Source organism: Pseudomonas sp. OV226 (genome assembly GCF_003148705.1).
GTDB lineage: Bacteria > Pseudomonadota > Gammaproteobacteria > Pseudomonadales > Pseudomonadaceae > Aquipseudomonas.
In genome coordinates this window covers 96,112-109,223 of sequence record NZ_QGGS01000002.1, presented here as the reverse complement: position 1 = coordinate 109,223, position 13,112 = coordinate 96,112, and the positions used below count along the sequence as shown (strand labels likewise).

The 13,112-nt window shown below is 58.4% G+C and carries 12 protein-coding genes; 10 read left to right on the top strand and 2 right to left on the bottom strand.

The genetic code is table 11. The features are described 5' to 3' along the window. Nucleotides 1-277: 277 nt before the first annotated feature. Nucleotides 278-1,198: an ornithine carbamoyltransferase gene (gene argF / locus C7534_RS03540; RefSeq protein WP_109785024.1), complete on the top strand. Its 921-nt coding sequence runs from the start codon at nt 278-280 to the stop codon at nt 1,196-1,198. Continuing rightward, nucleotides 1,195-2,304 carry an ABC transporter ATP-binding protein gene (locus C7534_RS03535; RefSeq protein WP_109785023.1) on the top strand — a complete coding sequence of 370 codons (1,110 nt, stop codon included), beginning with the start codon at nt 1,195-1,197 and terminating at the stop codon, nt 2,302-2,304. Before argF ends, C7534_RS03535 begins: the two co-directional genes overlap by 4 nt. Before the next feature lie 111 nt (nt 2,305-2,415). Here C7534_RS03535 and C7534_RS03530 read toward each other — a convergent pair whose 3' ends face one another. Together C7534_RS03530 and ybaK are read right to left on the bottom strand one after the other, a co-directional pair. Then, entirely contained in the window at nt 2,416-3,198 is a 783-nt protein-coding gene (locus C7534_RS03530) for a PhzF family phenazine biosynthesis protein (protein ID WP_109785022.1), read from the bottom strand. Between the two features lie 106 nt (nt 3,199-3,304). Then, a complete protein-coding gene (gene ybaK / locus C7534_RS03525; protein ID WP_046026546.1) occupies nt 3,305-3,775 on the bottom strand; it encodes a Cys-tRNA(Pro) deacylase in 471 nt (156 codons plus the stop codon). 371 nt (nt 3,776-4,146) lie between these two features. Between ybaK and C7534_RS03520 the strand changes: the two genes are divergently transcribed. From C7534_RS03520 to C7534_RS03485, 8 genes are all read left to right on the top strand, one after another. Continuing rightward, on the top strand, nt 4,147-4,998 hold the full coding sequence (locus C7534_RS03520) for an MIP/aquaporin family protein (RefSeq protein WP_046026548.1): 852 nt from the start codon (nt 4,147-4,149) through the stop codon (nt 4,996-4,998). Between the two features lie 75 nt (nt 4,999-5,073). Further along, the gene (glpK, locus tag C7534_RS03515) at nt 5,074-6,576 is read left to right on the top strand and encodes a glycerol kinase GlpK (protein WP_109785021.1); all 1,503 of its coding nucleotides are present in this window, start codon (nt 5,074-5,076) and stop codon (nt 6,574-6,576) included. A 243-nt stretch (nt 6,577-6,819) separates the two neighbouring features. Then, on the top strand, nt 6,820-7,575 hold the full coding sequence (locus tag C7534_RS03510; protein WP_007943555.1) for a DeoR family transcriptional regulator: 756 nt from the start codon (nt 6,820-6,822) through the stop codon (nt 7,573-7,575). 275 nt (nt 7,576-7,850) lie between these two features. Continuing rightward, nucleotides 7,851-9,389: a glycerol-3-phosphate dehydrogenase gene (glpD, locus tag C7534_RS03505; RefSeq protein ID WP_109785020.1), complete on the top strand. Its 1,539-nt coding sequence runs from the start codon at nt 7,851-7,853 to the stop codon at nt 9,387-9,389. A 443-nt stretch (nt 9,390-9,832) separates the two neighbouring features. Beyond that, entirely contained in the window at nt 9,833-10,747 is a 915-nt protein-coding gene (locus C7534_RS03500) for a glutamate/aspartate ABC transporter substrate-binding protein (RefSeq protein ID WP_109785263.1), read from the top strand. Nucleotides 10,748-10,941: 194 nt separating this feature from the next. Then, nucleotides 10,942-11,688: an amino acid ABC transporter permease gene (locus C7534_RS03495; RefSeq protein ID WP_046026551.1), complete on the top strand. Its 747-nt coding sequence runs from the start codon at nt 10,942-10,944 to the stop codon at nt 11,686-11,688. After that, entirely contained in the window at nt 11,688-12,359 is a 672-nt protein-coding gene (locus C7534_RS03490; protein WP_046026552.1) for an amino acid ABC transporter permease, read from the top strand. Before C7534_RS03495 ends, C7534_RS03490 begins: the two co-directional genes overlap by 1 nt. Beyond that, nucleotides 12,356-13,090 (top strand): amino acid ABC transporter ATP-binding protein, encoded by a 735-nt coding sequence (locus C7534_RS03485; protein ID WP_046026553.1) that lies wholly within the window; start codon nt 12,356-12,358, stop codon nt 13,088-13,090. Before C7534_RS03490 ends, C7534_RS03485 begins: the two co-directional genes overlap by 4 nt. Nucleotides 13,091-13,112 lie beyond the last annotated feature (22 nt).

Sequence of the window (13,112 nt, the reverse complement as noted above, 5' to 3'; positions counted from 1 at the left end):
TCCCCGCCCCGCTTGATTGCAAAGCCCCGCAGCCCCGGTGTACAAATGGCTGGCTGCTGTCAGGAAAAAGGCTTCAAAAGCGCTATGGCGATCAGCCTGTAGCCTCTATGAAATCCCATAAAAACCGTAGCCCTATTGGTAAGACGCGACATTTAATTATAAGATCGCGCCTTCCCCTATTTCGTCGCCCCGTGCGGCTTACGCCGCAGGTCTCGCCCGTTGTTCCGTTAAACAAGGCTTTGAGCATCTGCGGTTTGTAGCAAAAAGGTAGTCAATGATGAGCGCAAGGCACTTTCTCTCCCTGATGGATTGCACGCCCGAAGAGCTGGTCAGCGTGATCCGTCGAGGCGTTGAGCTCAAGGACCTGCGTAACCGCGGCGTACTGTTCGAGCCTTTGAAAAACCGCGTCCTGGGGATGATTTTCGAGAAGTCCTCGACCCGCACCCGGATCTCGTTCGAAGCCGGCATGATACAGCTCGGTGGCCAGGCGATCTTCCTTTCGCCGCGCGACACCCAACTGGGCCGTGGCGAGCCGATCGGTGACTGCGCGATCGTCATGTCGAGCATGCTCGACGCAGTGATGATCCGAACCTTTGCTCACAGCACCCTGACCGAATTCGCCGCCAACTCCCGCGTACCGGTGATCAATGGCCTGTCCGATGACTTGCACCCGTGCCAGTTGCTGGCCGACATGCAAACCTTCCTCGAACATCGCGGCTCGATCCAGGGCAAGACCGTGGCCTGGATCGGCGACGGCAACAACATGTGCAACAGCTATATAGAAGCGGCGATCCAGTTCGACTTCCAGCTACGCATTGCCTGCCCTGAAGGGTATGAACCCAACCGCGAATTCGTGGCCAAGGCCGGTGATCGCGTGACGATCGTCCGCGATCCAAAGGACGCCGTGCGCGGCGCCCACCTGGTGAGCACCGACGTCTGGACCTCCATGGGCCAGGAAGAAGAAACCGCCAAGCGCTTGAAGCTGTTCGCGCCCTACCAGGTCAATCGCGCCCTGCTGGACCTGGCCGCAGACGATGTGCTGTTCATGCATTGCCTGCCCGCCCACCGCGGCGAAGAAATCAGCATCGACCTGCTCGACGACAAGCGCTCCGTGGCTTGGGACCAGGCGGAAAACCGTCTTCACGCGCAAAAGGCCCTGCTCGAATTTCTTGTCGAGCCGGCGTACCACCACGCATGAGCCAGCCATTACTGCTTAACCTGAAAAACCTCGCCTGCGGCTATCAAGATCAACGCGTGGTGCAGAACCTCAACCTGCATTTGAATGCCGGCGATATCGGTTGTTTGCTGGGCTCTTCGGGGTGCGGAAAGACCACCACCCTGCGGGCGATTGCCGGGTTTGAACCGGTGCACGAAGGTGAAATCACCTTGGCCGGCGAGACGATCTCCCGCGCCGGTTTCACCCTCGCCCCAGAGAAACGCCGGATCGGCATGGTGTTCCAGGACTACGCGCTGTTTCCGCATTTGAGCGTCGCCGAGAACATCGCCTTCGGAATCCGCAAGCACCCGCAAAAGGATCGTGTCACCGAAGAACTGCTCGAACTGGTCAACCTGAAAAACCTCGGCAAGCGTTTCCCGCACGAGCTTTCCGGCGGTCAGCAACAACGAGTTGCCCTGGCCCGCGCACTGGCACCAGAACCCCAACTGCTGCTGCTCGACGAACCGTTTTCCAACCTCGATGGCGAGCTGCGCCGCAAGCTCAGCCATGAGGTGCGCGACATTCTCAAGGCGCGGGGCACCAGCGCGATTCTGGTGACCCACGATCAGGAAGAAGCGTTCGCCGTAAGCGATCACATCGGCGTGTTCAAGGAAGGTCGCCTGGAACAATGGGACACGCCCTACAACCTTTATCACGAACCGCAAACACCGTTCGTGGCCAGTTTTATTGGCCAGGGTTACTTCATTCGTGGCCAACTCAGCAGCCCGGAATCGGTACAGACCGAGTTGGGTGAGCTACGCGGCAATCGGGCCTACACCTGGCCGATGGGCGGCGCGGTAGACGTACTGCTGCGTCCGGACGATATCGTCTACGCGCCGGACAGTTCGTTGAAAGCACGCATTGTTGGCAAGTCGTTCCAGGGTGCGTCGACGCTGTATCGGTTGCAGATGCCGACCGGGGCGCAGCTGGAATCGATATTCCCCAGCCATGTCGATCGTCAGGTCGGCGCTGATGTCGGCATTCGTGTTGCGGCTGAGCATCTGGTGTTGTTTCAGGCGGCGGGCAGTACAGCCGCGCAGATTCCTGCCGTTGAATCAGGCGTGCGCCGCTACAGCACCGCCAACTGACTCCCCGCTTCTGTAGGAGCAAAGCTTGCTCGCGATAGCATCGCCGCGGTTTAGCTGACGCACCGCGTCATCGTTCATCGCGAGCAAGCTTTGCTCCTACAAAGATCAGCGTTAGGCCAATCTCAGCGTTCCGCTCGCAACCAGCGTTGCATTCCCGCCGATTTTTACCCGATCGCCTTCCAACCGACAGAACAACTCCCCACCTCGTTTCGAACACTGATACGCGGTCAGGCTCGTTTTACCCAGCCGTTTCGACCAATACGGAATCAGGCTGCAATGGGTCGAGCCAGTCACAGGGTCTTCGTTGATGCCAATCGCTGGCGCGAAATAGCGGGAGACAAAATCATGCTTGTTGCCTTTGGCGGTCACAATCGCCCCGGGCCACGGCAGCTTCGCCAAGGCGACCATGTCCGGCTGGCAATCAAGCACTGCCTGTTCTGACTCCAACACCACAAACAACTCGTTTGAACCCAGCACATCGACCACTTCGACACCCAGGGCGCGCTCGACATCCAGGGTGACACCCACTTCTGAGGGCGTGATCGCCGGGAAGTCCAACCACAAGCGCTCGCCGTCACGACTCACACTCAACGGGCCGGACTTGCAAATGAAGTCCAGACGCTCGGCCGGCTCTTTATAGACCTCAAACAACACATAGGCGCTGGCCAGCGTCGCATGCCCACACAGTGGCACCTCAGTCGTCGGGGTAAACCAGCGGATGTGCCAATGCTGTCCTTCACGCACCACGAAAGCGGTTTCGGCGAGATTGTGTTCGGCGGCGATTTTCTGCATCAGTTCGTCGGCGAGCCAGGTATCCAGCCGATACACCATCGCCGGGTTGCCACTGAATGGTCGATCACTGAACGCATCGACTTGATGAAACTCAAGCTGCATGGCTGTCTCTCCTTGTATGGCCGCCGAGCATGCAGCGCCCGGCAAACCGGCACCAGTGACAGAGCCGCCTGATTTTTGCCATACAGCGCGGCACCCACTGCCGGCCTCAAACGCGCCCGATATCGGCAAACGTCGCTTGAGTGTGTTCGGCCAGCACTGCCGGCGCCAATTCAACTTCCAGACCGCGACGCCCGGCACTGACAAAAATGCTCGCCAGTGGCTGAGCCGAACTGTCGATAAACGTGCGCAAACGCTTCTTCTGCCCCAACGGACTGATTCCGCCCAACAGATACCCCGTCGCTCGTTGCGCAGCCGCAGGGTCGGCCATCTCGACTTTCTTCACACCCGCCGCGTGGGCCAGATGCTTCAAATCCAGACTCCCGACGACCGGCACCACCGCCACCAGCAACTCACCTTTTTCACTGGCCGCCAGCAAGGTCTTGAACACTTGCGCCGGGTCGAGCCCGAGCTTCTCGGCGGCCTCCAATCCATAGGACGCAGCTTTTGGATCATGTTCGTAACTGTGCACACGATGTTCGGCTCGAACTTTTTTCAACAAATCCAATGCGGGGGTCATGACAGCTCCAGACTGGGCAGCAGTAGAAAAATCCTGCGCTCGATTCTAGGTCATTGACTTGCAAAACGCTCTATTACGCCCCTGTTTTCAGGGGCTGGCGACGCCTTTTACCATCCGTCAGGGCAAGACGGCCCGCGTGAACAACACGACCATTCACGTGACTAATAGTTGATTAATGACCAATGGTTCACTTTCGACCTTTGACAGCAGCGTTTCTTGTCTATATTTTTTCGAATATGAATACGCACGAAAAGTCTTACAGCAGCACCCCGCAGTAAACCAAGACCCGGATGGGGATCCTGCCTTGGTGAAAATCGCGCTTGGACCATGATGAAAAAAGCGCCAGACAACAAAAACAATTGAGGTTTTCAATGACAACTGCTTTACAACAACCGTCGCTCTCGAGCCAATGCATGGCCGAGTTCCTGGGGACTGCACTGCTTATCTTTTTTGGTACCGGTTGTGTTGCCGCGCTCAAGGTCGCGGGCGCCAGCTTTGGCTTGTGGGAAATCAGCATCATCTGGGGCGTCGGCGTCAGCATGGCGATTTACATGACCGCCGGGGTTTCCGGTGCGCACCTCAACCCTGCTGTCAGTATTGCCCTGAGCATTTTCACTGACTTCGAAAAGCGCAAATTGCCGTTTTACATTCTGGCCCAAGTGGCAGGCGCCTTCTGCGGCGCGCTGTTGGTTTACACGCTGTACAGCAATCTATTCTTCGATTTCGAACAAACTCACCATATGGTTCGCGGCACTCAGGCCAGCCTGGAGTTGGCGTCGGTGTTTTCGACCTTCCCCAACCCGGCCCTGACCACGGCCCAGGCGTTCCTGGTGGAAGTGATCATCACCGCGATCCTGATGGGCGTGATCATGTCCCTGACCGATGACAACAACGGCCTGCCAAAGGGACCGCTGGCGCCGCTGCTGATCGGCCTGCTGATTGCGGTGATCGGCAGCTCGATGGGCCCGCTGACCGGTTTCGCGATGAACCCGGCGCGGGACTTCGGTCCTAAACTGATGACTTTCTTCGCTGGCTGGGGTGAAATTTCCTTCACTGGCGGGCGTGATATCCCGTACTTCCTGATTCCTGTTTTTGCACCGATTGTCGGTGCCTGCCTCGGTGCTGCCGCTTATCGCGGGCTGATTGCCCGTCATCTGCCCGGCGCCACACCTGCTACAAAGGACGCAACACCGGCCATTGACGGCAAACCAAGAACTTCTTGATACCGTAGGCGCGTGATTCTGCCCATTGTGGTTGCGCGCCTGATCTCACCCCTTATTTCGTCCAAGGCAATCGACATGACCGACACTCAGAATAAGAACTACATCATTGCCCTCGACCAGGGTACGACCAGCTCGCGCGCGATCATTTTCGACCGCGACGCCAACGTGGTCTGCACCGCCCAGCGCGAATTCGCGCAGCATTACCCGCAAGCCGGCTGGGTTGAACATGACCCGATGGAAATCTTCGCCACTCAAAGCGCCGTAATGGTCGAGGCCCTGGCGCAAGCCGGCCTGCATCACGACCAGGTGGCCGCCATCGGCATCACCAACCAACGCGAAACCACCGTCGTCTGGGACAAGACCACCGGCCGCCCGATCTACAACGCGATCGTCTGGCAATGCCGACGCAGCACCGAGATTTGCGAACAGCTCAAGCGCGACGGTCACGAGCAATACATCAGCGACACCACGGGCCTGGTCACCGACCCGTACTTCTCCGGCACCAAGCTCAAGTGGATCCTCGACAACGTCGAAGGCAGCCGCGAACGTGCGCGCAACGGCGAACTGCTGTTCGGCACCGTCGACAGCTGGCTGATCTGGAAATTTACCGGCGGCAAAGTCCACGTCACCGACTACACCAACGCCTCGCGCACCATGCTCTTCAACATCCACTCGCTTGAGTGGGACACGAAGATGCTGGAGATCCTCGACATCCCACGGGAAATGCTTCCAGAAGTGAAAGCCTCGTCGCAAATCTATGGCCATACCAAGAGCGGCATCGCCATCGGCGGCATCGCCGGCGACCAGCAAGCCGCGCTGTTCGGTCAAATGTGCGTCGAGCCCGGGCAGGCAAAAAACACCTACGGCACCGGTTGCTTCCTGCTGATGAACACCGGCGACAAAGCCGTGAAGTCCAGGCACGGCATGCTCACCACCATCGCGTGCGGCCCGCGCGGCGAAGTCGCGTATGCACTGGAAGGCGCGGTGTTCAACGGTGGTTCAACCGTTCAATGGCTGCGTGACGAACTGAAGATCATCAACGACGCCCACGACACCGAATACTTCGCCAATAAAGTGAAGGACAGCAACGGCGTGTACCTGGTGCCGGCCTTCACCGGCCTGGGCGCTCCCTACTGGGACCCGTATGCCCGTGGCGCACTGTTCGGCCTGACCCGTGGCGTACGCGTGGATCACATTATTCGTGCCGCACTGGAATCGATTGCCTACCAGACCCGCGACGTGCTCGACGCCATGCAACAGGATTCCGGCGAACGCCTCAAAGCCCTGCGCGTGGACGGCGGTGCGGTGGCGAACAACTTCCTGATGCAGTTCCAGGCCGACATCCTCGGTACAAAGGTCGAGCGTCCGCAAATGCGCGAAACCACCGCACTCGGCGCCGCTTACCTGGCCGGCCTGGCGTGCGGCTTCTGGGGCAGCCTGGAAGAACTGCGTGGCAAGGCAGTGATCGAGCGCGAATTCGAACCGAGCCTGGACGAAGCCGCGAAGGAAAAACTCTACAAAGGCTGGAAAAAAGCGGTTAGCCGGACCCGTGACTGGGATCGTGAGGACGCTGAATAAGCCTGTCTGAGGACTGACTAAGGCTGTCCGAACAGCGTGAAAGCGTAGCGAGCGAAGGCAAGACAAGACAAGGCAAAAACAGGCGAGGACGCGGAGTTTACGGGTTTGTAAATGAGCAGTCCGAGCCTGTTTTTAACGCAGGATTGCCGAGCGCAGTAGCTTTCACGCTGTTTGGAAACTGGTCGGGAGCGGATTCCTGCGGCATCATGGGCAAATTTTGCACGGCAGCCCAAAGGAAGCCCCATGAATCTGCCTCCCCGTCAGCAGCAAATCCTCGAACTGGTCCGCGAACGCGGCTACGTCAGTATCGAGGAAATGGCTACGCTGTTCGTCGTTACACCGCAGACCATCCGCCGCGATATCAATCAGCTCGCGGAAGCTAATTTATTGCGTCGCTACCATGGCGGCGCTGCTTACGACTCCAGCGTCGAAAACACCGCCTACGCCATGCGCGCTGATCAGATGCGCGATGAAAAGCAACGCATCGGCGAAGCCATTGCCGCCCAGATCCCCGATCACGCCTCGCTGTTCATCAATATCGGTACCACCACCGAATCGATTGCCCGGGCGCTGCTCAACCACAATCACCTGAAGATCATCACCAACAACCTGCATGTGGCCTCGATGCTCAGCGCCAAGGACGACTTCGACGTTCTGCTGACGGGCGGCAATGTGCGGCGCGACGGCGGTGTGGTCGGTCAGGCGAGCGTCGACTTTATCAACCAGTTCAAGGTCGACTTCGCGCTGGTGGGCATCAGCGGTATTGATGAAGACGGCAGCCTGCTGGACTTCGACTATCAGGAAGTGCGTGTATCGCAGGCGATCATCGCCAATGCGCGCCAGGTGATCCTCGCGGCGGACTCCAGCAAATTCGGGCGCAACGCCATGATTCGACTGGGGCCGATCAGCCTGATCGATTGCCTGGTGACCGACCAGCCGCCGGTGCCCGCGCTGGCACAGTTGCTGAGTCAGCACAAGATTCGCCTGGAAGTCGTTTAACCGCGAAGGCGGTTACACAACCCGTAGGAGCACGGCTTGCCGGCGATGGCGGCCTCAAGTACGTCATCGCCGGCAAGCCGTGCTCCTACAAATATCGCTGCGCCCCCCCCTCTCTCTTTATTCTTCTAATGTTCGAAAATTTTCCTTTAGCCGCCCTTCGATGAGTTTTTTCAATCGAAGTTAACTGGCTGCGCGCCTCTTTATGGGCTACCATTTTCGCAAATGAACATTAATGTTCGAATTCAAATACATAAAATAAGCACCGAGGCCAGCCGATGCCCACTTCCACCTTGCCTACGCCCCCTCTCGCAGAGGTCTACGACATTGCCGTCATCGGTGGCGGGATAAATGGCGTGGGGATCGCAGCGGATGCCGCCGGCCGCGGTCTTTCAGTGTTCCTTTGTGAAAAGGATGACCTGGCCAGCCACACCTCTTCGGCCAGCAGCAAGCTGATCCACGGTGGTCTGCGCTACCTCGAACATTACGAATTCCGCCTGGTGCGTGAGGCCCTGGCCGAGCGTGAAGTGTTGCTGGCCAAGGCGCCACATATCGTCAAACAGATGCGTTTCGTCCTGCCACACCGCCCGCACCTGCGTCCGGCCTGGATGATCCGCGCCGGCCTGTTTCTCTATGACAACCTCGGCAAACGGGAACAACTGGCAGGCTCCAAAAGCCTGAAGTTCGGCCCGGACAGCGCGCTGAAAAGTGAAATCACCAAAGGCTTCGAATACTCCGACTGTTGGGTTGACGACGCCCGCCTCGTGGTCCTGAACGCCATGGCCGCTCGCGAAAAAGGCGCCCACGTTCACACCCAGACTCGCTGCGTCAGCGCGCGTCGCACCAAGGGCCTGTGGCACCTGCACCTGGAACGCGCCGATGGCAGCCTGTTTTCGATCCGCGCCAAGGCATTGGTGAACGCGGCCGGCCCATGGGTTGCCAAGTTCATTCGTGACGACCTGAAGATGGAATCGCCCTACGGCATCCGCCTGATTCAGGGCAGCCACCTGATCGTGCCGAAACTGTACGAAGGCGAACACGCGCACATTCTGCAAAACGAAGATCAGCGCATCGTCTTCACCATTCCGTACCTGAACCACTTCACCCTGATCGGCACGACCGACCGTGAGTACATCGGCGACCCAGCCAAAGTGGCGATCACCGAAGGCGAAACCGATTATTTGCTCCAAGTGGTCAATGCCCACTTCAAGAAGCAAATCAGCCGCGACGACATCCTGCACAGCTATTCTGGCGTTCGGCCGCTGTGCAACGACGAGTCCGATAATCCGTCGGCCGTCACCCGCGACTACACCCTGGCGTTGTCGGGCACCGGCGAAGAAGCACCACTGCTGTCGGTGTTCGGCGGCAAGCTGACCACGTACCGCAAGCTGGCCGAATCGGCGCTGGCGCAACTGGCGCCTTACTTCACGCACATCAAGCCAAGCTGGACCGCCAGTGCCCCGCTGCCGGGCGGTGAAGACATGACCACCCCGCAAGCATTGAGCTCGCTGATCCGCGACAAATTCGACTGGGTGCCGAGCGAAATCTCACGCCGTTGGGCCACCACTTATGGCAGCCGCACCTGGCGCATGCTCGAAGGCGTGCAGAACCTCGGTGACATGGGTGAACACATCGGTGGCGGGCTCTACACCCGCGAAATCGATTACCTGTGCTCAGATGAGTGGGCAACCACCGCGCACGACATTTTGTGGCGTCGCAGCAAACTCGGGCTGTTCACCACTGAGGCGGAACAGTGCAAGCTGGCGGATTACCTGAGCAAAGTCGAACAGAACCGCAGAAAGATCGAAGCGGCCTGATCGGGAAGCCGGTTAAAGCAAAGCCCCTGAATCGAGAGATTCAGGGGCTTTTTACATTCCCCCAGACACCACCAATCCCTGTGGGAGCCGGGCTTGCCCGCGATGACGGTGGAACAGCCAACATTAATAGTGGCTGTGCTGGCCTCATCGCGGGCAAGTCCGGCTCCCACAGGGTTATGTGCGGGGCAGGTCATTCGGTTTTCCGAACGCGACCTATTGGTCGATTCGGATAACCGGATTATTCCTCGCAAAAAAACCCGCCATAAATATTTAATATCCTTATAAATCAATGATTTGATGTGAGGCTCCTGGCCTGGCACGAGTCATGCTCTACACTCTTGGACGAACACCTGCCACATCCCTTTCCGGAGCCGGCAAGCATTCGAAGCACAAAAGGGCCGATGAACTGGCTCCATAAAAAAAACAATGTCGAGGAAAATTTGATGCGCATCGTTCCCCATATCCTGGGCGCAGCCATTGCTGCCGCTCTGATCAGCACTCCAGTTTTCGCCGCCGAACTCACCGGCACCCTGAAGAAGATCAAAGAGTCCGGCGTGATCACCCTCGGGCATCGCGATGCCTCCATTCCGTTCTCCTACATTGCCGACGCTTCCGGCAAACCGGTTGGCTACTCCCACGATATCCAGCTGAAAATCGTCGAAGCCATCAAGAAAGACCTGGACATGCCCAACCTCGAGGTCAAATACAACCTCGTGACTTCGCAAACCCGTATCCCGCTGGTGCAAAACGGCACCGTGGACGTCGAGTGCGGCTCCACCACCAACAACGTGGAACGTCAGCAGCAAGTTGACTTCTCCGTCGGCATCTTCGAAATCGGTACCCGCCTGCTGTCCAAGAAAGGTTCGGCTTACAAAGACTTCGACGACCTCAAAGGCAAGAACGTCGTGACCACTGCCGGCACCACGTCCGAGCGCATCCTCAAGTCGATGAACGCCGACAAGCAGATGGGCATGAACGTCATCTCCGCCAAAGACCACGGCGAATCCTTCCAGATGCTGGAATCGGGTCGTGCCGTTGCGTTCATGATGGACGACGCCCTGCTGGCCGGTGAAGCCGCCAAAGCCAAGAAGGCTGATGACTGGGCCGTGACCGGCACTCCGCAGTCCTATGAAATCTACGGCTGCATGATGCGCAAAGGCGACGAGCCGTTCAAAAAGGCTGTGGATGACGCCATCAAGGCCACCTACGCCTCGGGCGAGATCAACAAGATCTACGACAAATGGTTCATGCAGCCAATCCCGCCAAAAGGCCTGAACCTGAACTTCCCGATGAGCAACGAGCTCAAGGCCCTGATCGCCAATCCGACCGATAAAGCGGCTGACGACAAGAAGTCCTGATTTTCTGACTAACCTTATCTCCTGAGAGGGTCACGGCCCTCCCAGGAGTTTGTCACTCCCTGCTGGTATTTTTGGAAACACTCGAACCGGTGGCTGTCGAGCCGCTCGTGTGTGCCTGAACTTCAAGGTTCGGGCGGGAACGGAGCTTCCCCAGGCGGGCACTTGTACATCGATCGATCTGAGGGGAGACCCTAATGAATTACAACTGGGACTGGGGCGTGTTCTTCAAGTCCACCGGCGTTGGCAGCGAGACTTATCTCGACTGGTACATCGCCGGTTTGGGCTGGACCATTGCCATCGCCATCGTGGCCTGGATCATTGCCCTGACGCTGGGCTCGATCCTGGGCGTCATGCGCACCGTGCCGAATCGCATCGTATCGGGCATCGCGACCTGCTACGTCGAACTCTTCCGTAACGTGCCGCTGCTGGTTCAGCTGTTCATCTGGTACTTCCTGGTGCCCGATCTGCTGCCTGCCGACCTGCAAGAGTGGTACAAGCAGGACCTCAACCCGACCACTTCGGCGTTCCTCAGCGTCGTCGTCTGCCTGGGCCTGTTCACCACCGCTCGCGTTTGCGAACAAGTGCGCACCGGCATCCAGGCCCTGCCAAAAGGCCAGGAATCCGCTGCTCGCGCCATGGGCTTCAAGCTGCCACAGATCTACTGGAACGTGCTGCTGCCCCAGGCCTACCGGATCATCATTCCGCCGCTTACCTCGGAATTCCTCAACGTGTTCAAGAACACGTCCGTGGCCTCGCTGATCGGCCTGATGGAATTGCTCGCGCAAACCAAACAGACCGCCGAGTTCTCCGCGAACCTGTTCGAAGCGTTCACCCTGGCAACGCTGATCTACTTCACCCTGAACATGAGCCTGATGTTGCTGATGCGCATGGTCGAGAAGAAAGTCGCCGTACCGGGCCTGATCTCCGTAGGGGGTAAATGATGGAATTCGACTTCTCGGGCATCATTCCGTCCCTGCCGGGTTTGTGGAACGGCATGGTCATGACCCTCAAGCTGATGGTCATGGGCGTGGTCGGCGGCATTGTCCTCGGCACCATCCTGGCGCTGTGCCGTCTGTCCCACAGCAAACTGCTGTCGAACCTTGCCGGCGCCTACGTTAACTATTTCCGCTCGATCCCGCTGCTGCTGGTCATCACCTGGTTCTACCTGGCGGTGCCGTTCGTATTGCGCTGGATCACCGGCGAAGACACCCCGATCGGCGCATTCGCCTCGTGCATCGTGGCCTTCATGATGTTTGAAGCCGCGTACTTCTGCGAAATCGTCCGGGCCGGTGTGCAATCGATTCCCAAAGGTCAGATGGGCGCCGCCCAGGCCCTGGGCATGTCGTACGGCCAGATGATGCGCTTGATCATCCTGCCGCAAGCGTTCCGCAAGATGACCCCGCTGTTGCTGCAGCAGAGCATCATCCTGTTTCAGGACACCTCGCTGGTCTACGCCGTCGGCCTGGTGGACTTCCTCAATGCTTCGCGCGCCAGTGGCGACATTATTGGCCGCTCCAATGAGTTCCTGATTTTCGCGGGTCTCGTGTACTTCATCATCAGCTTTGCCGCCTCGCAGCTGGTCAAGCGTCTGCAAAAAAGGTTCGCCGTATGATCTCTATCAAAAGCATCAACAAGTGGTATGGGGACTTCCAGGTACTGACTGATTGCAGCACCGAGGTCAAAAAAGGCGAAGTGATCGTAGTGTGCGGGCCATCCGGTTCCGGCAAATCGACCCTGATCAAATGCGTCAACGCCCTGGAGCCGTTCCAGAAAGGCGACATCGTGGTCGATGGCACGTCCATCGCCGACCCGAAGACCAACCTGCCGAAACTGCGTTCGCGCGTGGGCATGGTGTTCCAGCATTTCGAGCTGTTCCCGCACCTGACCATCACCGAAAACCTGACCATCGCGCAGATCAAGGTGTTGGGCCGCAGCAAGGAAGAGGCTACCAAGAAGGGCCTGCAACTGCTTGAGCGCGTAGGCCTGTCGGCTCACGCCCACAAACATCCGGGCCAACTGTCCGGTGGTCAGCAGCAGCGCGTGGCGATTGCCCGTGCACTGGCGATGGACCCGATCGTCATGCTGTTCGATGAACCGACCTCGGCGCTGGACCCGGAAATGGTCAACGAAGTGCTCGACGTGATGGTGCAACTGGCCCACGAAGGCATGACCATGATGTGCGTGACCCACGAAATGGGCTTCGCCCGTAAAGTGGCGGACCGGGTGATCTTCATGGACGCCGGCAAAATCATCGAAGACTGCCAGAAAGAAGAGTTCTTCGGTGACATCAGCGCCCGCGCTGAACGGACACAGCACTTCCTCAACAAGATTCTGCAGCACTAAGAAAAACACCGCTCTCCTGTAG